Origin of the sequence: Rhizobium halophilum (assembly GCF_021648825.1) — a bacterium.
Taxonomy (GTDB): Bacteria; Pseudomonadota; Alphaproteobacteria; order Rhizobiales; family Rhizobiaceae; genus Neorhizobium; species Neorhizobium halophilum.
The window spans coordinates 1-21,529 of the sequence record NZ_JAKJHS010000012.1 but is presented as its reverse complement, the minus strand read 5'-3'; the positions used below and the strand labels follow the sequence as shown (position 1 = coordinate 21,529).

Here is a 21,529-nt window from a genome sequence, read left to right as displayed (position 1 = left end):
ATGTCTGAACAAAGGTCCTTCGCGGGGTCGGCGATGCAAATCGCCCACCTCGTGAAAACACTCAACCGATGGGTCGCACTCATCTGCGGCGTGGTCCTGATGATCACCGTCGCCCTCATCCTCTCCGAGGTGCTCGGCCGCCGCATTCCCTTCTTTCGGGTGGGCGGCGCCGACGAGATTGCCGGCTATGTCATGGCCGGCATCGCCACCTGGGGATTTTCCTATGCCCTGGTCGAACGCGCGCATGTGCGCATCGACCTTGTGCAGGCCAAGCTGCCGGCTCCAGGTCGCGCCCTGTTCGACGTGATCGCGCTGGCGAGCGTGCTCTGCGTCGCCTTGCTTGTCAGCTACTACGCCTATGACGTTCTGGCGAAGTCGGTTGCTCGCGGCTCTCGTTCCAACACCCCAATGTCGATTCAACTCTGGATCCCGCAGGTGATCTGGTTTTGCGGGTGGGCGTGGATGGCCCTGACGTCAGCCGTGATGCTTGTCTGCTCGGTCATTCTCGCCCTGGCCAGGCAGTGGAACCTCGTCACCGACCTGACCGGCATTCCCTCCGAAACAGGAGAGACGGCATGATCACCTATGTCGCAATCGGCCTTGCTGTGCTCCTGGCGCTCTCCATCCCCGTCGGCGCCGCTCTCTTCATTCTCGGCTTTGGCCTCGATGTGTTCTTCTCGCCGCTGCCGCTGATGCGCGGCCTGGGGCAAATGGTTTATTCGTCTTCTGACAGCTTTCTGCTGATCGCAATTCCCCTCTTCGTTCTCCTGGGCGAGATCCTGGTGCGGGCAGGGATTGCGGAACGGACCTATGCTACGCTGGACACCTGGTTTTCCTGGCTGCCGGGCGGACTGGTCCACGCCAATATCGGCACGGCCACCATGTTTTCCGCCACCTCCGGCTCATCTGTTGCCACGGCAGCCACGGTGGCAACAGTCGCAATGCCGCAGGCGGAACGACAGGGCTATGATCCCAAACTGTTTGCCGGCGCTATCGCGGCAGGCGGAACGCTGGGGATCATGCTGCCACCGTCGATCAACCTGATCGTCTACGGCTTCCTGACGCAGACGTCGGTGCCGCAACTGTTTATGGCAGGCATCCTGCCCGGCCTCATGATGGCCGTTGGATTCATGCTAATCACCGCCATCATCTGCAAGATCAAGCCGGAACTGGGCGGACCGAGCCGCTCCTTCACCTGGCGGCGACGGCTCGCCGGCCTGCCGCATCTCTTGCCCGTCTTCCTCGTCTTTGCCGTGATCATCGGGTCGATCTACCGCGGCTGGGCCACGCCCACGGAAGCGGCCGCGATCGGTGTCGCCATGGCCCTTGTCATCGCGGCCTTTCATGGTGCGATCACGGCCGCCAACATGCGCGATGCCCTGCTTGGTACGATCCGCACCACATCCATGGTGATGTTCGTCATCGTCGGCGCCTATTTCCTGAACTATGCGCTCGGCGCCACCGGTCTCGGACGCCAGCTGACCGCATTTCTGAACAATCTTGGGCTCGGGCCTTACGGCATGCTGCTCGTGATCATTCTGATGTACATTGCCCTCGGCTTCTTCATCGAGACACTTGCGCTGATGATCGCGACCATCCCCATCGTCGTTCCGATCATCACCGACCTGGGCTTCGACAAGGTCTGGTTCGGCATCCTGATGATCGTCCTGATCGAGATGGCGCTGATCACCCCGCCGGTGGGCCTAAATCTCTACGTCGTGCAGGGTGCGCGCAAGAACGGCAGGCTGGGCGAGGTGATGATCGGCGTCATTCCTTTCGTGTTTGTGATGCTGCTGATGGTGGCGCTGCTCGTCGCCTTCCCGCGCATTGCCCTCTTCTTTGCCCCTGCCTGAGCGCACTCCTTTAATCTCACGGAATCACACATGACACATGAAATCGAATTCCACATCGAAGGCCACGGCAAGGCATTGATCGACATCCACCGCGGCATCATTGCCGGCTGGACGGGCCGCAATGCCGACGCTGTCAATCACCACATCGCAGAACTGTGGGAGATCGGCGTCCCGCCACCCAGCACCGTGCCCCTCTTCTACCGCGTCTCAGCAAGCCTGTTTACCACCGACCAGATGATCGAGACGGTGGACGCAACGTCCTCGGGCGAAGCCGAGCCGGTACTGGTCGATGATGGGACACGGCTTTATCTGGGGCTCGGCTCCGACCACACGGACCGCTCCCTGGAAACGCACTCCGTCGCCCTGTCAAAGCAGATCTGTGCCAAGCCAGTGGCACCTGTCCTGTGGCCTTTCGAAGAAGTAGAAGGCCATCTTGATGAGATTCAAATCCGCTCCTTCGTCCGGGACGACGCCGGCTCAAGATGGGTACCCTACCAGGACGGCACGCTCGCCTCGATCCGCCCGCTGGGCGAACTGGTTGCCTCCTCGCCGGCAGCCTCCGGCGCGCTGCGCCTGAACGCGGGGACAGCAATGATGTGCGGCACGTTCGCGGTGCTATCGGGCGGCGTGCGCCCGTCTCGCTATTTTCGGATGGAGATGGTCGACGACAGGCTGGGCCGGACGATCGATCACTGCTACGAGATGAGCGCCCTTCCCGTCATTTCCTGAGGCAAGCCATGACAGACATTTCGCCGCTTCGTCCCGCTTGCGGACGCATCAGCTTCCGCGCCGAGGATCGCACGCGCCATGCCGTGGATCGCGTGATGGCACTTCCGCCTGAGGTGCTGACCTCGATCTTCACACGCTTCGATGCTGCGCGGGTCATGGATGAGGCAAAGGCGCTCGATGCCGATCTGACGTGCTGGCAGCAGCCTCTCGCCGGGCTTCTCGTCTCCGTCAAGGACCTGTTCGACGAGGCCGGCCTCACGACGACCGCCGGCTCGGCGATCCTTGCTGACGCGCCAGTCGCGCGTCAGGACGCGGAGGCTGTTCGGCGGCTCAAGGCTGCCGGCGCCATTGCCTTCGGACGCACAACGATGTCCGAGTTTGCCTATTCAGGCGTTGGGCTTAACCCTCATTTTGGCCATCCGCAGAATGCTCTCGGTCCCCTCCGTATCACCGGCGGATCGACCTCGGGCGGAGCTGTGACGGTCGCTCTAGGCCTCGCTGATATCGCTCTCGGTTCCGATACGGGCGGCTCGGTTCGCATTCCCGCCGCGTTGAATGGCTTGTCGGGCTTCAAGCCTACCCAGACATCGGTGCCCTTGGACGGCGCCTTTCCGCTCTCCCAGAGCTTTGACAGCGTAGGCCCACTGGCGCGCAGGATTGCGCATTGCGCGGCGGTGTACGCCGTGCTGTCGCAAACCCAGCGTCCTTCCTCCGTTGCTGTACGCAATCCCCGGATAGGTGTTGTGCGCGGCTTCCTGGTCGAGGGTCTCGATGAGCAGGTCTCCCGGGACTTTGAAACCGCCCTAGAACGGCTTTCGGCCCGCGGATTCGAACTCGTTGATGTGGATCTGCCGATGCTGGAGGGCTTTGGCAACGTCAATCGCGTCCTTGTCGCCACCGAAGCGCATGCAATCCACAAAGCCCGGCTTGCCACCCTGGAAACCGTCGGCGATCCGCGCGTCCTGAAACGCATTCGTGCGGCTGAAGGATTTGGCGCGTCCGAAGTGTCCAACGCTGTTGTTCAACGCAAACATGCCATCGAAGAGTTCGCGGCCGTCGCCCGTGACTTTCAGGCTTTCGTCACGCCGACTGTTCCGACTGTCGCGCCGCTGATTGCCGAGGTCGAGTCCGACTTCGACAGGCTCAATGCGTTGATGCTGCGCAATCCTTCGGCGGTGAACTTCCTCGACGGCTGTGCGGCGACTGTTCCCATGCACGGGCAACAGACGCTGTCGACTGGCTTGATGCTGTTTGGACCGGGCGGCGCCGACTGGCGTGTGCTGGAACTCGCCGAGCGGACGCAAGCTCTTCTGGATGCATGAGTGATGTCGGCACATGGACGGATTTCCTGGTCAGGATCTCGTCCACAGCCATCGTCGTCGTCCTGATCACTGGGATTGCAGCTCGGCTCGGGCCAAGGATCGGCGGGGTCCTGATCGGTCTGCCAATCGTTCTGGCGCCTGGCTTCTTCTTCATGCTGCGCGATCAGCCTCTTGATTTTGTGGGCTCCAGCGCGTCAGGCGCTCTTTATTCGCTCGCTGCCACCCAGATCTTCCTGATCGCGTTTATCGTGGCGTCCACACGCCTTGGTGCCGTTCCTGCCCTGAGTTGCGCCATTCTGATCTGGTGCGCGCTGGCCGTCCCGTTCGCTTTCCTGCCCCACTATCCATTGGCGGGGTCGGGCCTTTTTGCGCTGGTCACCATCCTCGCGCGCGAGGTCGGGCGCCGGTTCGTAGATCCTGGCAGACTGCCGCCCTCGCCGACGCGCTGGAGCCTTCTGATCCTGCGCGGCCTGGCGGCGGGCGCGCTGGTTGGATGCGTGACCCTTGCAGCGTCGCGTCTCGGCGCCTCTCTTTCAGGCACCATTCTTGCATTCCCCATCGGCTTCTGTGTTATCCTCTTGTCGCTCCGACTTGACCAGGGGGTCAGGATGGCCAGCCAGACGGCCCATGCTGGTCTTCTCGGCGTCCTTGGACTTGCATGCTTCTGCCTTGTTCTGGCCGCCGCAACCCGGTTCATCGGCCCATGGCCCGCCTTTGTCGCAGCGCTTCTCAGCTCCGTCGCCGTGACCGCCGTCTTAACCGTGAGGGCACAAAGCCAAAGGTCAGGCAACCGCTTGCTTTGAACGTCTGCCGGTGATCATTGTGGGCTAGTGACATCGTGACGGGGCAAGGCAAGATGGTTGATTTTAAGGGGCTGGAAACCTTCCTCTGGGTTGTGGCCCTTGGCAGCTTCAAAGGTGCGGCACAGAAACTTAACACCACCCAGCCGGCCATATCGCACCGCATCGCCCAGCTCGAGAACGACATCGGCTTCAAGCTGCTGACACGGGAGGCTCGCAACATCACTCCCACGGCTCGCGGTCGTCAGGTGCTAGGCTACGCTGAAAAGATAATCGGCATGCGTGCGGAAATGATGGCCGCACTGCGAGATGTCTCGGCAATCCGCGGGATAGTCCGGTTGGGGGTGGCAGAGACAATTGTTCACACCTGGCTGCCGGATTTTATCAAGGAGGTGAACCGCCTATACCCATATCTTTCACTGGAGATCGAGGTCGATATCTCTCCCTCGTTGCGCACGCGCCTGCTTGCGCAGGAAATTGACATCGCATTTCTTCTGGGGCCGCTGACAGCGCCGCTCCTGCGCAACCGCTTGCTGTGCCACTATGAGGTTGGCTTCGTGGCTAGCCCGGCACTGAAGGTACCAAAATCCGCGAATGTGCACCAACTGGCCAGCTTTCCGATCATAACGTTCGCGCGCAAAACGCAGCCATACGAACTGGTAAAGTCTCTGTTCAACCGACCTGACTTGCCAGCGATCAAGCTGCACGCGAGCGCCTCAATGGCAACCGTGGTTCATCTTGCCGTGGAGGGCATCGGCGTAGCCGTCATCCCTTATCAGCTGGTGAAGGAAGAGCTTAAGAGCCGCAAGTTGGAGCTCATCCATTCGGATGTGAGGATGCCGCAGTTGTCCTTCTGCGCAAGCTGGCTGGAGTCTCCTGATACAATGGCTGTGGAGTTGGTCGTCGATATCGCAGCTCGTGTTGCGGGAGATAAGGCACCATCTGGATAACGGCTCCGGGAATTGTCGCAGGCGTCCTTCTTCGCTGCACGACGCCGCCTAGCCAATTGGCCGTTGGTTGAGGTCGCTCTCAAGAGAGATGCCACTTGTTCTGGACAGATGTGAGGCCGCGCCAGTTGAACGATGAAACAGCTAAAAAGCGATACGTACGCGCGATGCAACGGAGCCCCGAGAAAATGCTCCTGTTTCGCAAACGATGAAGATCACCCAAGGCCAAATCGATGCTTCGAACTCGCCAGGCCCGCTTTAACCGCGGTGTTCGATATGCGATTCCTCAACGGTCCTCATATCTGCTCGTTCACAGGTGATGTTGACGGAGCGCCCGCCGATCGGCCGCGTTCGATGCGGTGTGCCGACCTTCACAGTGTAGGAATCTCCTGACTCCATCAGCAGCGTTTGGCCCGGAAGATCCAGCGCCATTGTCCCCTCGATGACCTGGAAGAACTCGTCAGAATTGGGGTGGTGATGCCAGTGAAAGGGCTCGGTCATCACGCTGAGGCGGATGACGTGGTCATTCACGAAGGACAAAACCGAATTATGATACGGACCGACAGCAAGATTAGCGGCCTGTGGAATATTCGTTGGCTTCATGAACCCTCCGACAAGTCCTCCCGTTATCGTGGTGCATCCGCGTTGGACAAAGCTCAAAGTTCGTTTTGCAGCTAGCTGCGTACTGACAGCAGCAGCGCCATGGTATCAGCTTAAAGAGGAAGTGCGAAACCCTGTTTGACGACCTCACTCGGAAGGTCAGTCTTCACCGATTGGATGCCGTTCTTGCGGGTGAGGTGCGTGGACTGGAACCGACGGTAATCTTCCAGATCGGCGACCACAACCCGGAGCAAGGCGTCGCTGTCCCCTAGCATGATGTAGCAGTCGACCACCTCCGGAAGACGGCGCATCGCAGCAATGAAGGTTTCGATGGTCTCGGCATCTTGCGCTGTGAGCCAGACCCGCGAAAACAGCGACAACGCGAGCCCAACCTTAGCCTGATCTAAGACAGCAACATAGCGACGGATGATCCCAGCTTCTTCGAGCAGCTTGACCCGGCGGAGGCAGGGAGAAGGCGATAGGCCTACCTCTTTTGCGAGCTCGACATTTTGCATCCTCCCGTCCCGCTGCAGGGCCTTGAGAATCCGCCTGTCGATTCCGTCAAGCTTATGCGAGTTCGGCTTCTTCATTTGCGAACGATATTAACATCGAATGCCAAAACACAAACCTTTTGTGCAATCAAAGCAACCCAATTGCGCTGATCGCCAGCTACAACTTCGACATGAACACCGAACTGCTGTTGCTCTTCTCTGTCACGGTTCTTCCACTCATCTGCGCTCCGGGGCCGGGCATGCTCTTCATTGCGTCTCAAGCCGTGTCCGAAGGTACTTCCGCAGGTCTTCGTGCAACGCTTGGAGTGGTGCTGGGATACGTCGTGCATTCCCTGATGGTCGTTGTGGGCCTTGCCGCCACCGTAGCTTCGTTCCCGATGCTGTTTGCGTTGATCCGATGGATTGGCATCTTTTACCTGCTTTTCCTCGCCTTCAAGCTCATCAGATCGGCCCTCCAACCCCACGGTATTGCCGCTTGCGATCAAAGGCGGCGAAACCAGCTCATGAGTGGCTTCCTGACTTCCCTTCTCAATCCGAAGGGCATGCTAATCTACGTCGCGGTCCTCCCCCAGTTCATCGATCAAAAGGGTGATGTGACGCTGCAGGCGATTACACTGTCAGCTGCGTTCATTTTCTGGTGCGGCGTTGTCTATTTGATCCTGAGCATAACCTTTTCTCGCTTGGGCGGCAGAAGTCTCAGTGAAAGAGGCAAGAGGTTGGCAGATGGGGCCGCGGGCGGATTGATCCTCCTCGCAGCAGGTTTCATGGCGGCAGCTCACGGGTAAGCCTCGAGACCAAGTCAGACTGAACATTTCCGTCTCGGTAAGGTCCAGCAACCGTCAAATGCGGGTCTGAACGTCATAGCCAGTTGTCGGAAGTCTAAGTCTTCGATCGTCTTCATTGCAAGGAAATCAAAGGGCAAGATCATGACCATAACCATCACCGCCTTTGAACACTCACCGGATCGCGGCAGGGGCCTCGCCCGCGATATGCGGGTCCGCTGGGCTCTTGAAGAAGTCGGGCAGCCTTACGATGTCCGCCTTTTGTCGTTCAAGGCAATGAAGGAACCAGCGCATCTCGCGCTTCAGCCATTCGGCCAAATCCCCACCTACGAGGAAGCAGACCTCGTTCTCTTCGAGTCAGGCGCAATAGTCCTCCACATTGCTGAACGAAATGCCGGGCTGCTCCCACAGGCTGGGGCGACCAGGGCGCGAGCAATAGCATGGATGTTTGCAGCTTTGAACACAATGGAGCCTCCAATCTTCGATCGGGACATGGTGCGTATCCTTGAGCGCAGCGAGCCCTGGTATCAGACACGCTTGGCGGCCCTCGAGAAGACCATCCGGATGCGGCTGAGCAGCTTGTCAAACCGTCTAGGGGACGGTGAGTGGCTTGACGGGCCGTTCAGTGCCGGCGACCTCTTGATGGTGACGGTGCTGCGAAGGTTGCATGGGGTGGCCATTCTGCCGGAATTCCCCAACCTCGCCAACTACGTCCTCCGGGGGGAAGCTCGGCCCGCATTCCAACGCGCCTTTGCGGCTCAGGCCGCGCTGGTCGCCAGGACATCATGCTGATGAGCAGGCTGCTCGGAGCATTGGCATTGGCTCCTCGCGTCTTCTCCCTCTTTTTCTCCGTGCGTTCAAGGAGCAGAAAATGAGCAAGCGTGTTAGACACAACTTCATTTCGGTAAACGGGATCGACACGTTTTACCGAGAGGCTGGGCCGCAAGGAGCGCCGGTCATATTGTTGCCCCACGGTTACCCCTGTTCGTCCTTCGAATTCAGAAATCTCATGCCAAGACTGGCGGATCGATGGCGCTTGATCGCGCCTGATTATCCAGGTTTTGGGTATAGCGGAACGCCCGGCACCTTCGACTATAGCTTTGACGGCTATGCCAGTTGGCTCAATGACTTCGTGGATCAACTCACGCTCGATCGATTCGTCCTGTACCTGCACGATTTCGGCTCCCCTATCGGTGCGCGGCTGGCGATTATGAAGCCGAGCCGGATTGAGGCAATCATTATCCAGAACGGTGACATCCCTTACGAAGATGCCCTTGGACCAAAATACGCCGACATTGAAAAGACGTGGTCGCTTCCGGACGACCAGATGCTCGCCGAACTTCGCAAGGCAGTGACCTACGAGAACTTCCGTGATGAGTTCCTTAACAATGTGAGAGACGAGCTTGCTGCGCTGATCCCGCCCGACCTGTGGGAATTGCAGTGGTCGCAAATGACGGAGCAAAGGAAGGACGCGGCAGCACAATTGCTCTTTGATCTCAAAGCGAACCGGCAATGGTTTCCGCGTCATCGCCACTACCTGCGCCAACATCGACCCCCAACACTGATCGTCTGGGGACCGCATGACCACTACATGCCGGAGCAATCCGCGCGCGCTTACCTCCGCGACCTGCCAGACGCAGAACTCCATCTACTAGATGGAGGGCACTGGCTCCTGGAAACAAACCTTGATGAGGTGGTCGATTTGATCCGCGGCTTTCTAACCCGCCTTGGCACACGAGCCGTCGGAGGCGCTAACCCGGCTTGATTTGATTGTTCCCTGAAAGTTACATGCCGATTTACCGAAGAGGAGATAAAATGCGAGTACAGACCACAGCAGACATCATGCACCGCTTTAACCGAGCGTTCCTCGAGCACAACCCTGCGCTCCTGAATGATCTAATCGCCCCAGATTGTGTCATGGAATCGATCCAGCCGGCTCCAAAATGGGACCCGCTATGAGGGTACCAAGCCTGCATTGGCTTCTGGAATGCTGTCGCCACAGATGCCGCTGCATATTTTGAACTCGAAGAAACGGTTACGATGGAGGATCGCGCAAATATTCGGTGGCGCTTCAATTTTGGTGACGGCAATTCTGTTCGCGGCGTAAACCTGATGCGTGTGCGGGATGGAAAAATCGTCGAAGCCTTGGGATACGCGAAATCTCCCGGGCAGGCCGCCCCTCTGCCCGAAGCAGCCAAGACATAACTGCAGGGGCATCTGTCGGATGCGTACGACCCACTGCGTCGAAATCCCGGGGAAAGATCAATGATCATCATTGCCGGCTATTCCACTGCAAACAGCCTCAATGAGCGCGACGCGATCGTTGCCGCCTTCTCCGGCTTTGTCGAAAAAGCTCGGAAAGCCGAAGGCTGTCTCGACTTTGTGATCAGTGCAGACTCTGTCGATGAGGCGCGCATCAATGTTTTTGAATGCTGGCGGGATCAACAGTCTCTGGACGCTTGGCAAGGTCGCCAAGGGGCCGAAGTTCGTGCCTCGATACGTCGATGTGAAGCTCTACCGAACGCAGTCGGCGGAACCGCCTATCTAACCATTGCTGACTTTTCGGGACACCGGGTCGCAAGGCAGGTCGCGCAACGCCGACCTGCAGCAAGAGGCCAGGTGGTGGGAATGACTGAAACAATCATGTCTCTGCTGGACGTTTGCGTTTGCAGTTGTTCTCGCAACCGCTTCTCCCGGGCCTACAATTGCTGCAGTGGTGGCTCGTGTAGCTTGATAGATTTGATTGTCTTCGAGACGGTACTTGTCGCCGTCTACTCCCTTGCCCCGTCGGCCTACGTTGTTCTCGCCGCCCGAGCTCGAAACTTCATCGGAAGCAGCACTGTTTACAGCGTAAACCGAGCGACTGGAGCAGTTATGGCCGGAGCCGCGGGTCTTGTGGTGATCCGCTAGCTAGGGGACGGAAGCATAGACACGGGCAATGCATCAGATTCTGGGGGTACGGCACCCACCTATCTTAGAAATGGTTACTGCGCACACTCTGCCGGCCGTGCAGCCGGATTGGGTTGAGGCTCTGTGGTGCTGATTGGTGAAAAATCCTCACTCCCATGTCACACAAGACCATCCTTCATCGTCATGTCATCGTCACCCCAACAGAGGATAACGACGATGACGCCGAGACTTGATCCCTTTGACGCAGCGCCCATTCTCATGAAGAAGTGGATGGGCATGTCGATGGATGCCGCCGCAAGCCTTGAAACCAGCCTGATCGAACTGGTGAAAATCCGCTCCTCGCAGATCAATGGCTGCGCCAACTGCATCAACATGCACACCTCCGAGGCTCGCGCCAAGGGCGAGACCGAGCAGCGGATTTATCTGCTCTCGGCCTGGCGCGAGGCGCCGTGCTATACCGATCGCGAACGGGCCGCGCTCGGCTGGACCGACGCCCTGACGCGCCTTTCGGAAGGTCCTGCGCTGGAGGCTGCATCCCAGGCGTTGGAAGCCGAGTTCAGCGAGGAGGAACAGGTGAAACTCACCTTGATGATCAATGTCATCAACGGCTGGAATCGGCTGGCGGTTGGCTTTGGGCTGTGGGTGGAAACGCCTGCCATTCCCGACACAGCGAAGGCAGTGGCCTGATGGAGAGCGTCGGCCACGAGGATGCGGCGGCAAGCTTTGCGCCGCTTCGCCCCAAGCTGATGCGCGTCGCCTATCGCATGCTGGGTTCGGTGGCCGATGCCGAGGACATGGTGCAAGAGGCCTTCATCCGCTGGATGAGGGCCGACAGGACAGAGGTCCGCGAACCGGAGGCCTTCCTGCGCCGCACCATCACGCGGCTTTGCCTCGACCAGCTGAAGTCGGCGCGCAAGAAGCGGGAAACCTATATCGGCCCCTGGCTTCCCGATCCCGTCGTGGAGGAGCAGGAAGAGGAGGACGTCACGCTGCCACTGATGCTGGCGCTGGAACGCCTCTCGCCTCTGGAACGCGCTGCCTTCCTGCTGCACGATGTCTTCGGCCTGGAATTTGAGGAGGTGGCAGCCTCGGTCGGTCGTGAACCGGCAGCGTGTCGGCAGCTCGCGACGCGGGCACGCGCGCATGTGCGCGAGGCGCGCAGCCGGTTCCAGGTCGACAGGAAACGTGGACTGGAGATCGCCCAAGCCTTCTTGGCTGCATCGCGCGGCGGCGACATGACCGCGCTGTCTGCCATGCTGTCAGCCGACGTCAGCCTGCATTCCGACGGCGGCGGCAAGCGCCCAGCAGCACTGCGGCTGCTCTTCGGCATCGACGACGTCATGAAGGTCCAGCGTTCACTGGTGCGCTTCTTTGAGAAAGGCGGCTGGGAACTGGTGCGGGTGGCCATGGTGAACGGCCTGCCGGGCTTCATTACCCGCGAGGCGGACGGCGAGCTGCAGACCACGGCCCTCGATATCGAGGACGGCAAGGTGACGGCAATCTACGTGATGCGCAATCCCGACAAGCTGAAGCACCTGCACTGAGCGGAAGGGGGTTAAGTTTTCAGGCGCTCAAGCAGTGTGCGGAAGCCTTCCACCGCCCGCTTCGAAGTCGCTTGCGGATCGTCGGAATTGGCAATCCACAGCGCCGCGTGAGCGCTGGCACCGTTGATCAGCCGTGCGGTAACGTCGATGTCGATGTCTGCGCCTATCTCGCCGTCTGTCTGGAGCTGTCGCAGCGCGTCAGCGAGCGCCTGAATGCAGCCGTTGGTGCTTGGCCATTGGGAGATATCTCCGAGGACGGCAGTACCGTCGCGAAACAGGATGCGCTGGATCTCCGGTTCCACCGCCATCTCGATATAAGCGACGCATTCGTCGACGAAGGCCTGCCACCGGGTCGGCGCCTTGGCCGAAACCTTGTGCAGCCGCGCCGTCATTTCCGCATCGATCTGCTGAATGACGGCCTGCAGGAGTCCCTTCTTGTCGCCGAAGTGATGGTAGAGCGCGCCGCGAGTGAGGCCGGCTCCTGCGGTGAAGTCATCCATTGAGGCATTGGCGTATCCCACTGTCCCAAAGGCATGTCGCGCGGCGGCTACCAGCTTCGCACGGGTTTCGGCGATCATCTCGGAACGAGCTTTGGCCATCAGACTCCATCTCAGACTTTGAAGATATCGTAGTTGACATACGTCTCGTATGCAAATACATCTTACATACGTCGTGTATGTAAGACATAATTTTGTTGCCGAAGGAGCATCCCATGGCAAATCCTTATGCCGAAATCTTCAGAGCCCCCGGAGCCAAGGGTTTCTCGGCGGCTGGCTTCCTTGCACGCCTGCCGATTGCAATGGCGCCGATTGGTATCATTGCTATGTTGTCTCAGACGCATGGTGAATATTGGTTGGCGGGGGCTGTGTCGGCCACCTATGCGCTGACCAACGCGCTCGTCTCGCCGCAGATCTCCAGGCTCATCGACCGCCTCGGACAAACGGCCGTTGTCGTTCCGACGACCACTTTGTCTGTCGCCGCTTTCCTCACGCTGATTGTTGCCACCAATCAACAATGGCCCGTTTGGGTCCTTTTCGTTACCGCCTTCCTGGCCGCAGCGATGCCCAGCATGTCCGCAATGGTGCGAGCGCGATGGACGGAACTTTTCCGCGATCGTCCTGAGCTGAACACTGCGTATGCTCTTGAATCCGCGGCCGATGAGTTGGTCTACATTGCCGGTGCCTCTCTCTCCGTCGGTTTAGCCGTCGCGCTCTTTCCCGAGGCAGGAATGCTTCTAAGTACGGCCTGTCTCGGGATCGGCACCACTGCCTTCATCCTTCAGCGCGCCACAGAACCCCAGGTGAGGGCAGTTCCGCACAACCGCCCAAGCAGATCTGCGATCCGCCAGCGGCCGGTGCAAGTCATCACGCTTGCGCTCATCTTCGTGGGATCGATCTTCGCAACCGTTGAGGTCAGTACCGTCGCAATCACCAAAGAACTCGGCCAACCCAACGCCGCAAGTCTTGTAATCGGCGTTTATGCGCTTGGGTCATTTGTGGTCGGGCTAGTTCTGGGAGCCTTGAACCCCCGCATGGCGCTGCAACGACAGTTGCTGATCGCTATCAGCGTCGTTGCCGTTTCCACGCTCCCCTTGTTGCTCGCAGATACGGTGGCGCTGCTCGCAGTCGCTGTCTTTGTCAGCGGCCTTGCGATCTCACCTACCTTCATCACGTCGTTCGGCCTGATTGAACGGCGGGTGCCAGCTTCCATGCTGACCGAGGGCGTCACTTGGGTGATGACGGGTATTGGTATCGGCATGGCGCTGGGCGCTTTCGTCACTGGTTGGGTCGTTGACACTTTCGGTGCTCACAACGGTTTCTGGTGCTCAGTTGCCGCAGGCGCGGCAGCGGTGGCCACAATCGCTGTGGCGCAGAGCGTTCTGGCGGGCGACCGCTGCACTCCCGTAGAAGTCAAGATGACGCAGTTAGCCGAGTGACGCCCTGATCTTTTTTACTCGCTGAATGGAGATCTGCTAAGGGGCACCGAGCTTTCGACCCGGCGGCGGTAGTCAGGAAGAACAAGAGGGAGCGCTCCAGCGGAGACTACCAGAAATGGCAGCCAATCCGCTACCGGAGCGCTTCAAAAGTAACCTCGGCGTCGACTTTCTGATCAGGTGGCCACGACGAAGAGTGAGCTCGATCTAATCGCAAAGCGCCCAGCGAGAATGGACTGGAAATACCGAATTCCGAAGTGGTGGAAGGGGAAAGCGAGTGGGTGATCTCACGCCATGCAAGACGTTCAAGGCGCGACGATAACCTCAGCCCGTTGACGTCGAACTAGGCAGAACAGAGCATTCCGCGGGGCAGTGCTGTGGTGCCGCCATTTTAGATGGCACACAATCTGCTGTGTGGTTCAGCAGTTTCAGCCAAGAGGCTACCATCCAACCGAAGAGCCCCTGGATCTTACGTGACGTCGTGCCGCCTTTGCGTAGCTAAAATTATTGCCACGGAAAGAAAACCGCCTCCCGCAAATTATTAGTGTTGACTATTCTATTAGCAACGACTATTGATTTCCTATGGTTGTGACAACAGACATCAGCACGGTGATACGCGCACTTGCCGATCCGACCCGCAGGACGGTCTTTGAGCGTATCGCCAAATCCAAGGAAATAACGGTCGTTGAACTCACCCGTGGCAGCGGAGTGACCCAAGGCGCAATTTCGCAGCATCTAAAGTCATTGAAACACGCGGGCCTCGTGAACGAGCGACCGGAAGGGCGCAACGTTTATTACCGCGTCCAGCCGCAGGGCCTACAGCCGCTTTTTGACTGGATGAGCTACTACAGCGAGTTCTGGGACGAGCGGCTCGACAATCTGAGAGACCTTTTGAAGGAGATGGACCCATGATGGATGCCATGCACAAGGCCGTACCGCACGACATTGCGTTGGACGAAGTTTTTCCTCACGCACCCTCCGTCCTATGGAAGGCGTTGACGACGGGTTCGTTAATCGCTCGCTGGATGATGGAGCCCAAGGGATTTGCGCCGGTGGTCGGTACCAGGTTTACCTTTCAAACGACTCCCGCTGGCGCCTGGGACGGAACGATCCGGTGCGAAGTGATTGAAGTGAAGGAGAACGAGCGGTTCTCCTATTCTTGGAAAGGTGGCGACGAAGGTAATTCCGGCTATGGCTCGCTGCTCGACACGATGGTTTCGTGGACGCTGTCGGAGACGAAAGGCGGCACGCGTCTTCAGCTCGTCCATTCCGGTTTTCTCCTGTCGAGAAACGTCAGCGCGTACGAGGGCCTGGGAAAGGGCTGGAAGGTGTGCCTAGAACGGCTGGCGGGCATCGCGGCTGAAGAGGACATGCCGGCACGTTGAGCGGAGTCGATCGAGCCGGACGAGGGTACTGAGCAGAAGGTTGTCAGCAGCGAAGCGCAAAGGCACGCCAGCCGAACCGTCAGAGGAGAAACAGCATGCGTGAAGACACCTATCGTTGGGTCATCGTTGCCGCTGGTGGTTTGCTTGGCTGCATGGCGATTGGATCCATGTTCACGCTGCCGGTCTTCATCCACCCGATTGTGAAGGACACTGGCTGGTCGGTTACTGATATATCCACCGCCATGACCGTCGCCTTCCTCGCAATGGCGCTCGGCAGCATGGCGTTTGGTTCGCTATCTGACCGCATCGGCGCCCGGCCCGTTGTTCTGATGGGATCGGCAGTGTTGGCAATCAGCCTGGCCTGGACTAGTCGCACCACATCGGCGTTTGAATTCCAGCTGATCTTCGGGCTTGTGGTCGGCCTGTCGATCGCGGCGATCCTGCCGCCATTGATGGCGTCGGTGATGGGCTGGTTCGACACCCAACGCAGCCTTGCGGTGTCGCTTGCATCAGCCGGAATGGGCATGGCGCCGATGACAGTGTCGCCTTTCGCAGCTTGGCTGGTCTCCCACTACAACTGGCGGCTCTCCATGCTCGTCATTGCCGGCCTTGCTGCAATCACCATGATACCACTCGCCCTCTTTATCCGTCGGCCGCCCGCGCTCCAGGAAGAGCAACTGCTCGCGGGAGGAAGCGGGGCAAGTGCGCCGATGTCCGTTGGCACTGCTATGAAGTCGTGGCCGTTCATCGTACTGATGCTGACCAATTTCTTCTGCTGCGCCACCCATTCCGGGCCAATTTTCCATACGGTCGGCTATGCCGTAAGCTGTGGCATCCCGCTCGTCGCGGCTGTCACAATCTACAGCGTCGAAGGTCTTGCTGGTCTCGGCGGCCGGGTAGCATTTGGCGTTATGGGAGATCGGTTTGGCGCCAAGAACATCCTTGCCCTCGGGCTGTTGGCCCAGGCGGTCGTAGCGTTTTTCTTCTTCTTTGTGCGTCAGTTGGAAAGCTTCTACGCGGTCGCAGCGATGTTCGGCTTCGTCTATGCCGGGGTCATGCCGCTTTACGCAGTGCTGGCACGGGAGAACTTCCCGCAGAGGATGATGGGCACAATCATTGGCGGCACTGGAATGGCCGGCGGGCTCGGCATGGCACTCGGCCCTTGGGCAGGAGGCCTGATCTACGACACCTTCGCCACCTATACATGGCTTTATCTGGGCGCCTGCGGCCTGGGTCTTGGAGCTTTCCTGATCGCATTGACTTTCAAGCCCTTCCCGCAAGTGGAAGCGCGACCAGCCATCGCATAACGGGACCGCACAGGCGGCCTCCGTCCTAGCTGACTTTAACAACATAATCCATTGCGGGAGAAACGACATGAGTGACGCCTATACAGGCGGATGCGCCTGCGGAGCCATTCGCTATAAGATTCTCGGCGAGCCTATCGTCATGATAGACTGTCAGTGCCGGCAGTGCCAGCGGCAAAGCGGAACCGGCCATTCATCATACCTTACGTTTGAGGCTGCCGCGGTGACGGTGGACGGCAAGGCGAGCCATTGGCTAGTAAGTGGCGAAGGAGGCACGCGGAAATCCTGCTCCTTCTGTGCGACCTGCGGATCCCCGCTCTACATCTCTTTTCCCGATGCGCCCGAACTCTTTGCCCTTCGCACCGGCAGCCTCGACGATCCGAGCCGCTATAAGCCGCAGATGGTTTCGTGGGCATCAGCTGGCTATCTTTGGGACTATCTCGATCCCGACATTCCGAAGTTCGAGAAAATGCCCGGGTAAGAAACGTCGGAGCAACCTGGGAGGCACGAGCAAAGCTCGACCTGATGTGGGAAGCCAAGCTGGCGTCGTCCGCGAAGGGCGACGCTTGAGGGAGTGGCTGCAAGGAGCCGGTTTGCGGACTGTGCTGGGTTCGCAAATACAAAACGCCGACTAGCCCGAGACACAAGCGCCCTCGCCGCTCAACGGATCAGCATAGCATCCAGTGATCTCCTAGGGTCGCGAGACCGCCGCTGAGCGTCTGCATGCGGTCCGTGGATTGCCCAGCGAGCTTCTTCGCCTTGAGGGAATACGAAACAGACGACCCTGTTCCAACTCAGAATCATGCTTGGCGCCGCAAGGTGATTTCATAGCAATAATGTTCGGCGGGCAGGATGCTTAAGCTGATAATCTGGCTGGTCGCATCCTTGTCGAGGTAGTTCCTGCGCAGTTCCAGAGCGTGCCCCCCAGGTGCAACTTGTAGCGTGGAGGCAAGATCCTCCGGTACCGGCGATGGGGCCTCATCGCGTATGCCCTCTTCGAGGAAGTCGATCGTCCCCATCGGCATCTTCTGGCAGAATGACGCAGCTTCAGCAACACTGAGGCGATGGTCCTCGTCTGGTCGAATGAAATTATCGTCCCCACGGACAAGAAACGGATCTGTTTGTTACTGCCAGCCAGGTTCACTGCCAAGTTCAGGACGTAGCTCGGTCGACAAGCAGGGCTGGCTTGGCCGGTCGCGCGGTCTCAAGCGCCACCTACAGCATCTGCTACGCCGCACTTCCGCACACCTTTGCCAACAGCTCTGCGCCGCCGAAGCCGCCAGACTTCGTGATGAGCGTGACGCCGTCAAAGCGGCCTCCTGAGATGGTGGAGACTGGCAGGCCGGGGCCGATTTCGCCGCGGCAGGCGAGAGATTGAGCACCGACCGCGGCGAGGACGGCGGTGAGGGTATTGCCACCCACGACGACGAGTGCACTTTCTCCATGATAATTCGTCGCGGCGAGTTCCTGCCCAATACGTCGCAGGGTTTCTGAGGCATCTGCTGATGTCGGCGCGGGATCAATCACCGTTACGGCCTTCGCCGCGGTGCTTTCGCGCAGACGCTTTGCCTGTATTCGGGTCACCGGATGGCTGCTACCGACGATCACCATGCCGACGGGGGGGATCGCAAATTGTTGAGGATACTCTTTGGCAATGGGTGAAGATGCGCCAAGAGAATTGGCGCACGGGCTAGGGCGGAGCTTCGCCGCCACCGCTCGGCCGGACGGCTTTACTCCGCGCACGTGCCAAGGATCGGTGTCATCAGCCTTACATGCATATCGATACGCTCGAGAATTTTCGCCGGAGCAACACTACGTTCCGGCAGCGACCACCAAACTTCGTTGACGCGCTCGACCGTATCGACCACCGCTTTGAGCACGGCTGCTTCCGGCAGCCGCGCACGATTGGCGAAGGCTTTCCATCGCTGCGCATTCAACGCCTTGAAGGGGCGCTCGCCGGCAAGCGACAGCGCCATTGCATCTGCAGGGATGTAAGGGATTGTCGAGAGTACGTCATAAACAGGCGCAAACTCTGGTTTGTTGCCCGCTCCGCGATAGATCAGCGACCAGTTTTTTAGGTGCATGTCGCCATTGCCGGTTATGGCAGCCAGAGCCAGTCGGCGGACGAACTCGAGCGCAGCGTCGGACGAAACGGCAACGTTCAGGGCTGCGGCGATATCAGGATATGCAGCTCCTTCGTACTTCCGCGAAGGGTAGATGCCGAATACCTGCGCGAAATCCTCAATATGAATTCGCTGGCCGCTTGCGCCGCGATCGAAGCGTTTAACGAGTAGGACTTTTCCATCCGACAGCGTCTCGAACTCTTTCGGTATGCCTTCAAACTCCGACTGCTCGACCAGTTCACGTTCCGGCACTTCCATCCCGATCGCTTCAGCTAATGCGAGATTGGCATATTCATTTTCCGACACGCCGGGAAACGAGGTCGATGGAAACTTTGCAATGTAGGCTCCCTGCTCGTCGCCGATCGGCAGTGTCAGTCCACCGCCCTTCCCCGTGTTCTTGATGACCGAAAGCTTCATCTGAACGCCGGCGAGCGAGAACCGGGCTTTCGGTTTGGTAGCGGGCAGATTGTCGAGACGGGAAATCGTCCTGTCGCTCGGCACGACGCGGACGGCGCCTGGCAGATCCGAACCCAGTGCGACGAGCAGATCGAAATCGTTTCCCGCGCGAACACTCCCCGCGTGGTGTCTTTCCATTGCCTCGCGCAGCTTGTCTTCCGGGAGCAGATTGGCGAAGAACGCCGGTAAAGCTCTGGCGACGGGTTTCGGGTCCTTCCGCAAGCCGCCAGTGGTTGCGCGAAAAGACAGACTAAGCACTGGAAAGCCGCCGGTTGCGCGATAGCTGTCCTCGAAGCTGAAGGCGTTAAAGTCGCCAGGCGTCCGAACGATTTTACCGACCTTTACATCGTTAAGCAGCACGTCGAGCGACGAGATGGATCTCGGATCGGAAGCAACCTCAGACATTCTCACCCTCATCTGGGTGAGCAATGAATGCCGGGAGATCATCCAGATCGTCGTGCGGCCGCAGCAGGGCATCAACAGCCGGAACCATCGCCTGCGGGATGAGCATTAATTCGAGCCCGAGCGCGCGGGCGATGTTGATAAGGGTTGTGGTGCGCGCAGCACTTCTTCCAGTTTCTATCTCACGATACCGGGGACGCGATATGCCGGCTATCTCGGCAAGCTGTTCCTGTGTCAGTTGTCGGGCTTTACGCGCAGCTTTCAGCAAATGCCCGATTTCCAGCAGGGCGTCTGATTCAGACCGTGCCATATCGCCTACCCAGCCATTCTCCTTGGTACGGGAGGAAATATCTCATCCTCATCGTACAGGTCAATATAAAAAGATACTTTTTTGGATCATTTGACTGCATATGATCTGTTTATCTGTCTTCGCGTCTTTTGATGATGGCCAGAAAGACAGCGGCGACTTCCTCGACCAGAAAACCGCAACGCGCTGCGGCCGACGTTGTTTTTGCCCGGAACACATCTGCGCAAGGCGGTCCTGCGCCAAAGCGGCATCGTCAACTTAACGAAGCGTGGATGGCGTTGTGGGATGTAGGGCCATGACAGACCGTGATCCCCTCTACCGCCGCCATCGCTTTCCCGCTGAGATCATTGCCCATGCCGTGTGGCTCTATTTCCGTTTTCCTCTGAGCCTGCGGATGGTCGAGGACTTGCTGGCCGCCCGAGGGATCATTGTTTCGCATCAAACGGTCCGGCTTTGGGCCGAGAAATTCGGACGTACCTTCGCCAACGAGATCCGCCGGCGCTCTTCCGGTCGGCTCGGCGATAAATGGCACCTCGACGAGGCCGTTGTTTCGATCCGCGGCAAGAAGCACTGGCTCTGGCGTGCTGTCGATCAGGACGGCTTCGTGCTGGAGGTACTGGTGCAAAGCCGCCGCAATGCCAAGGCGGCCAAGCGTCTGATGCGTAAGCTCTTGAAGAGCCAAGGCCGAGCGCCGCGAGTGATGATCACTGACAAGCTTCGATCTTACGACGCTGCAAAGCGGAAGACCATGCACGGTGTCGAGCACCGTTCCCACAAAGGCCTGAACAATCGGGCGGAGAATTCCCATCAGCCAGTTCGGCGACGAGAGCGGATCATGAAGCGCTTCAAGTCACCGCGACATTTGCAACGCTTCGTCTCAATCCATGACCCGATTGCCAACCTGTTCCACATCCCCCGCCACGACATCTCCTCCAGCCACCACCGCGAATTGCGTTCGGAGGCGATGAACCTGTGGGCGAAGATCGCCCGAGCATGACCGACGAACTCAGCCGGTGTTACGGCTGCGCTCGTTGCCGTTAAGTTGACGATGCCCATAAGGGCATTGTTGATGCAGGTCGAGGTTCTAAATTTCGTGTGCCCCAAGCGGGTACTGAAGAGGTTTCCCAGCTACGATCGCTCGCAACCAAGCAAGTTCCTTCAGCCCGATAATCTGGAACCATTGTTCAATCGGCGCGTTTGCTTTAGTTGCACTTCTGATGGGCGGCAACCTTTGCAGAGTTTCGGGTGCGGGACGGGCGCGCAGCATTGGCACTGGGTCAGGCCACGAGGGGATAGAATAGCTATGTCCAATGTTGAGGAGTTTCCTGCCGCGGCGCGGCGGCTCACGGAATTCGAGGCGCTCACAGCAGCAGCTCCAAGTGTACTCGATGCCATACCAGGCGCTGTCTATATCTGCGACCACGACGGCTGGCTCGTTCGCTATAACCGAGAGGCCGCGGACCTTTGGGGGCGAAGCCCTGCTCTCGGCAATCAAACTGAGCGCTTCTGTGGCTCGCTTGCTCTTTTTCTCCCCAACGGCACTGCACTTGCTCATGACTTTTGTCCCATGGCCAAGGCCGTCCTGGCCGGTGCATCAACACGCAATGCTGAAGTAGTGAT

At 58.9% G+C, this 21,529-nt stretch carries 25 protein-coding genes and 2 pseudogenes; 20 read left to right on the top strand and 7 right to left on the bottom strand.

From position 1 onward, the window contains the following. Genes LXM96_RS18480 through LXM96_RS18455 form a run of 6 tightly spaced genes read left to right on the top strand, consistent with a single transcriptional unit; the run spans position 1 to position 5,654 of the window. On the top strand, positions 1 to 579 hold the full coding sequence (locus LXM96_RS18480) for a TRAP transporter small permease subunit (protein WP_240000041.1): 579 nt from the start codon (positions 1 to 3) through the stop codon (positions 577 to 579). Further along, complete coding sequence (locus tag LXM96_RS18475; RefSeq protein WP_240000040.1) at positions 576 to 1,853, top strand: TRAP transporter large permease; 1,278 nt, start codon at positions 576 to 578, stop codon at positions 1,851 to 1,853. Before LXM96_RS18480 ends, LXM96_RS18475 begins: the two co-directional genes overlap by 4 nt. Before the next feature lie 30 nt (positions 1,854 to 1,883). After that, on the top strand, positions 1,884 to 2,582 hold the full coding sequence (locus LXM96_RS18470) for a DUF2848 domain-containing protein (RefSeq protein WP_240000039.1): 699 nt from the start codon (positions 1,884 to 1,886) through the stop codon (positions 2,580 to 2,582). 8 nt (positions 2,583 to 2,590) lie between these two features. Then, entirely contained in the window at positions 2,591 to 3,904 is a 1,314-nt protein-coding gene (locus LXM96_RS18465) for an amidase family protein (protein ID WP_240000038.1), read from the top strand. After that, entirely contained in the window at positions 3,901 to 4,707 is an 807-nt protein-coding gene (locus LXM96_RS18460; protein ID WP_240000037.1) for a hypothetical protein, read from the top strand. Before LXM96_RS18465 ends, LXM96_RS18460 begins: the two co-directional genes overlap by 4 nt. 53 nt (positions 4,708 to 4,760) lie before the next feature. Further along, complete coding sequence (locus tag LXM96_RS18455; RefSeq protein WP_240000036.1) at positions 4,761 to 5,654, top strand: LysR family transcriptional regulator; 894 nt, start codon at positions 4,761 to 4,763, stop codon at positions 5,652 to 5,654. A 255-nt stretch (positions 5,655 to 5,909) separates the two neighbouring features. Here the strand turns inward: LXM96_RS18455 and LXM96_RS18450 are convergent, their stop codons facing one another. Together LXM96_RS18450 and LXM96_RS18445 are read right to left on the bottom strand one after the other, a co-directional pair. Continuing rightward, positions 5,910 to 6,254, bottom strand: coding sequence for a cupin domain-containing protein (locus tag LXM96_RS18450; RefSeq protein ID WP_240000035.1), 345 nt, complete (start codon positions 6,252 to 6,254; stop codon positions 5,910 to 5,912). Between the two features lie 110 nt (positions 6,255 to 6,364). Continuing rightward, positions 6,365 to 6,841 carry an Lrp/AsnC family transcriptional regulator gene (locus tag LXM96_RS18445; RefSeq protein WP_262913759.1) on the bottom strand — a complete coding sequence of 159 codons (477 nt, stop codon included), beginning with the start codon at positions 6,839 to 6,841 and terminating at the stop codon, positions 6,365 to 6,367. 92 nt (positions 6,842 to 6,933) lie between these two features. Here LXM96_RS18445 and LXM96_RS18440 point away from each other — a divergent pair, with 92 nt between their 5' ends. The 7 genes from LXM96_RS18440 to LXM96_RS18410 all read left to right on the top strand — a co-directional run bounded on the left by LXM96_RS18440 (position 6,934) and on the right by LXM96_RS18410 (position 11,999). After that, on the top strand, positions 6,934 to 7,548 hold the full coding sequence (locus LXM96_RS18440; RefSeq protein WP_317208274.1) for a LysE family translocator: 615 nt from the start codon (positions 6,934 to 6,936) through the stop codon (positions 7,546 to 7,548). Positions 7,549 to 7,689: 141 nt separating this feature from the next. After that, positions 7,690 to 8,337, top strand: a complete 648-nt coding sequence (locus tag LXM96_RS18435) for a glutathione S-transferase family protein (protein ID WP_240000033.1) — start codon at positions 7,690 to 7,692, stop codon at positions 8,335 to 8,337. A 79-nt stretch (positions 8,338 to 8,416) separates the two neighbouring features. Further along, on the top strand, positions 8,417 to 9,310 hold the full coding sequence (locus LXM96_RS18430; RefSeq protein WP_240000032.1) for an alpha/beta fold hydrolase: 894 nt from the start codon (positions 8,417 to 8,419) through the stop codon (positions 9,308 to 9,310). A 209-nt stretch (positions 9,311 to 9,519) separates the two neighbouring features. Further along, positions 9,520 to 9,750, top strand: a complete 231-nt coding sequence (locus tag LXM96_RS21770; protein ID WP_317208276.1) for a nuclear transport factor 2 family protein — start codon at positions 9,520 to 9,522, stop codon at positions 9,748 to 9,750. 60 nt (positions 9,751 to 9,810) lie between these two features. Continuing rightward, a complete protein-coding gene (locus LXM96_RS18420) occupies positions 9,811 to 10,455 on the top strand; it encodes a putative quinol monooxygenase (RefSeq protein WP_240000031.1) in 645 nt (214 codons plus the stop codon). Between the two features lie 216 nt (positions 10,456 to 10,671). Further along, the gene (locus LXM96_RS18415) at positions 10,672 to 11,142 is read left to right on the top strand and encodes a carboxymuconolactone decarboxylase family protein (protein WP_240000030.1); all 471 of its coding nucleotides are present in this window, start codon (positions 10,672 to 10,674) and stop codon (positions 11,140 to 11,142) included. Continuing rightward, the gene (locus LXM96_RS18410; protein WP_240000029.1) at positions 11,142 to 11,999 is read left to right on the top strand and encodes a sigma-70 family RNA polymerase sigma factor; all 858 of its coding nucleotides are present in this window, start codon (positions 11,142 to 11,144) and stop codon (positions 11,997 to 11,999) included. Before LXM96_RS18415 ends, LXM96_RS18410 begins: the two co-directional genes overlap by 1 nt. A gap of 11 nt (positions 12,000 to 12,010) precedes the next feature. On the opposite strand, the gene LXM96_RS18405 is transcribed toward LXM96_RS18410, so the two are convergent. Continuing rightward, the gene (locus LXM96_RS18405; protein WP_240000028.1) at positions 12,011 to 12,598 is read right to left on the bottom strand and encodes a TetR/AcrR family transcriptional regulator; all 588 of its coding nucleotides are present in this window, start codon (positions 12,596 to 12,598) and stop codon (positions 12,011 to 12,013) included. 113 nt (positions 12,599 to 12,711) lie between these two features. On the opposite strand from LXM96_RS18405, the gene LXM96_RS18400 reads away from it, so the two are divergent. From LXM96_RS18400 to LXM96_RS18380, 5 genes are all read left to right on the top strand, one after another. Further along, a complete protein-coding gene (locus LXM96_RS18400) occupies positions 12,712 to 13,935 on the top strand; it encodes an MFS transporter (protein WP_240000027.1) in 1,224 nt (407 codons plus the stop codon). A gap of 579 nt (positions 13,936 to 14,514) precedes the next feature. Next, positions 14,515 to 14,844, top strand: coding sequence for an ArsR/SmtB family transcription factor (locus LXM96_RS18395; protein ID WP_240000026.1), 330 nt, complete (start codon positions 14,515 to 14,517; stop codon positions 14,842 to 14,844). Further along, the gene (locus LXM96_RS18390) at positions 14,841 to 15,317 is read left to right on the top strand and encodes an SRPBCC family protein (RefSeq protein ID WP_240000025.1); all 477 of its coding nucleotides are present in this window, start codon (positions 14,841 to 14,843) and stop codon (positions 15,315 to 15,317) included. Before LXM96_RS18395 ends, LXM96_RS18390 begins: the two co-directional genes overlap by 4 nt. A gap of 95 nt (positions 15,318 to 15,412) precedes the next feature. Continuing rightward, positions 15,413 to 16,624: an MFS transporter gene (locus tag LXM96_RS18385; protein ID WP_240000024.1), complete on the top strand. Its 1,212-nt coding sequence runs from the start codon at positions 15,413 to 15,415 to the stop codon at positions 16,622 to 16,624. A 67-nt stretch (positions 16,625 to 16,691) separates the two neighbouring features. Beyond that, on the top strand, positions 16,692 to 17,102 hold the full coding sequence (locus LXM96_RS18380; protein WP_240000023.1) for a GFA family protein: 411 nt from the start codon (positions 16,692 to 16,694) through the stop codon (positions 17,100 to 17,102). A gap of 490 nt (positions 17,103 to 17,592) precedes the next feature. Here LXM96_RS18380 and LXM96_RS21905 read toward each other — a convergent pair. The 4 genes and pseudogenes from LXM96_RS21905 to LXM96_RS18360 form a co-directional block, all read right to left on the bottom strand. Further along, positions 17,593 to 17,721: pseudogene (locus tag LXM96_RS21905) on the bottom strand (mandelate racemase/muconate lactonizing enzyme family protein); the annotation flags it as partial. Between the two features lie 127 nt (positions 17,722 to 17,848). Then, complete coding sequence (locus LXM96_RS18370; RefSeq protein WP_240000021.1) at positions 17,849 to 18,205, bottom strand: nucleotide-binding domain containing protein; 357 nt, start codon at positions 18,203 to 18,205, stop codon at positions 17,849 to 17,851. A gap of 146 nt (positions 18,206 to 18,351) precedes the next feature. Then, positions 18,352 to 19,605 (bottom strand): type II toxin-antitoxin system HipA family toxin, encoded by a 1,254-nt coding sequence (locus tag LXM96_RS18365; RefSeq protein WP_240000020.1) that lies wholly within the window; start codon positions 19,603 to 19,605, stop codon positions 18,352 to 18,354. Further along, positions 19,598 to 19,912 (bottom strand): helix-turn-helix domain-containing protein, encoded by a 315-nt coding sequence (locus LXM96_RS18360; protein WP_240000019.1) that lies wholly within the window; start codon positions 19,910 to 19,912, stop codon positions 19,598 to 19,600. Before LXM96_RS18360 ends, LXM96_RS18365 begins: the two co-directional genes overlap by 8 nt. Before the next feature lie 292 nt (positions 19,913 to 20,204). Between LXM96_RS18360 and LXM96_RS18355 the strand changes: the two genes are divergently transcribed. Together LXM96_RS18355 and LXM96_RS18350 are read left to right on the top strand one after the other, a co-directional pair. Next, the gene (locus LXM96_RS18355; RefSeq protein WP_240000018.1) at positions 20,205 to 20,906 is read left to right on the top strand and encodes an IS6 family transposase; all 702 of its coding nucleotides are present in this window, start codon (positions 20,205 to 20,207) and stop codon (positions 20,904 to 20,906) included. 306 nt (positions 20,907 to 21,212) lie between these two features. Beyond that, positions 21,213 to 21,529, top strand: a pseudogene (locus LXM96_RS18350) (histidine kinase); the annotation flags it as partial.

What these genes read in the sequence shown, in the direction of transcription:
- LXM96_RS18480 (WP_240000041.1), top strand. Translation starts at nt 1, where the DNA reads ATGTCTGAACAAAGGTCCTTCGCGGGGTCGGCGATGCAAATCGCCCAC.
- LXM96_RS18475 (WP_240000040.1), top strand. Translation starts at nt 576, where the DNA reads ATGATCACCTATGTCGCAATCGGCCTTGCTGTGCTCCTGGCGCTCTCC.
- LXM96_RS18470 (WP_240000039.1), top strand. Translation starts at nt 1,884, where the DNA reads ATGACACATGAAATCGAATTCCACATCGAAGGCCACGGCAAGGCATTG.
- LXM96_RS18465 (WP_240000038.1), top strand. Translation starts at nt 2,591, where the DNA reads ATGACAGACATTTCGCCGCTTCGTCCCGCTTGCGGACGCATCAGCTTC.
- LXM96_RS18460 (WP_240000037.1), top strand. Translation starts at nt 3,901, where the DNA reads ATGAGTGATGTCGGCACATGGACGGATTTCCTGGTCAGGATCTCGTCC.
- LXM96_RS18455 (WP_240000036.1), top strand. Translation starts at nt 4,761, where the DNA reads ATGGTTGATTTTAAGGGGCTGGAAACCTTCCTCTGGGTTGTGGCCCTT.
- LXM96_RS18450 (WP_240000035.1), bottom strand. Translation starts at nt 6,254, where the DNA reads ATGAAGCCAACGAATATTCCACAGGCCGCTAATCTTGCTGTCGGTCCG.
- LXM96_RS18445 (WP_262913759.1), bottom strand. Translation starts at nt 6,841, where the DNA reads ATGAAGAAGCCGAACTCGCATAAGCTTGACGGAATCGACAGGCGGATT.
- LXM96_RS18440 (WP_317208274.1), top strand. Translation starts at nt 6,934, where the DNA reads ATGAACACCGAACTGCTGTTGCTCTTCTCTGTCACGGTTCTTCCACTC.
- LXM96_RS18435 (WP_240000033.1), top strand. Translation starts at nt 7,690, where the DNA reads ATGACCATAACCATCACCGCCTTTGAACACTCACCGGATCGCGGCAGG.
- LXM96_RS18430 (WP_240000032.1), top strand. Translation starts at nt 8,417, where the DNA reads ATGAGCAAGCGTGTTAGACACAACTTCATTTCGGTAAACGGGATCGAC.
- LXM96_RS18420 (WP_240000031.1), top strand. Translation starts at nt 9,811, where the DNA reads ATGATCATCATTGCCGGCTATTCCACTGCAAACAGCCTCAATGAGCGC.
- LXM96_RS18415 (WP_240000030.1), top strand. Translation starts at nt 10,672, where the DNA reads ATGACGCCGAGACTTGATCCCTTTGACGCAGCGCCCATTCTCATGAAG.
- LXM96_RS18410 (WP_240000029.1), top strand. Translation starts at nt 11,142, where the DNA reads ATGGAGAGCGTCGGCCACGAGGATGCGGCGGCAAGCTTTGCGCCGCTT.
- LXM96_RS18405 (WP_240000028.1), bottom strand. Translation starts at nt 12,598, where the DNA reads ATGGCCAAAGCTCGTTCCGAGATGATCGCCGAAACCCGTGCGAAGCTG.
- LXM96_RS18400 (WP_240000027.1), top strand. Translation starts at nt 12,712, where the DNA reads ATGGCAAATCCTTATGCCGAAATCTTCAGAGCCCCCGGAGCCAAGGGT.
- LXM96_RS18395 (WP_240000026.1), top strand. Translation starts at nt 14,515, where the DNA reads ATGGTTGTGACAACAGACATCAGCACGGTGATACGCGCACTTGCCGAT.
- LXM96_RS18390 (WP_240000025.1), top strand. Translation starts at nt 14,841, where the DNA reads ATGATGGATGCCATGCACAAGGCCGTACCGCACGACATTGCGTTGGAC.
- LXM96_RS18385 (WP_240000024.1), top strand. Translation starts at nt 15,413, where the DNA reads ATGCGTGAAGACACCTATCGTTGGGTCATCGTTGCCGCTGGTGGTTTG.
- LXM96_RS18380 (WP_240000023.1), top strand. Translation starts at nt 16,692, where the DNA reads ATGAGTGACGCCTATACAGGCGGATGCGCCTGCGGAGCCATTCGCTAT.
- LXM96_RS18365 (WP_240000020.1), bottom strand. Translation starts at nt 19,605, where the DNA reads ATGTCTGAGGTTGCTTCCGATCCGAGATCCATCTCGTCGCTCGACGTG.
- LXM96_RS18360 (WP_240000019.1), bottom strand. Translation starts at nt 19,912, where the DNA reads ATGGCACGGTCTGAATCAGACGCCCTGCTGGAAATCGGGCATTTGCTG.
- LXM96_RS18355 (WP_240000018.1), top strand. Translation starts at nt 20,205, where the DNA reads ATGACAGACCGTGATCCCCTCTACCGCCGCCATCGCTTTCCCGCTGAG.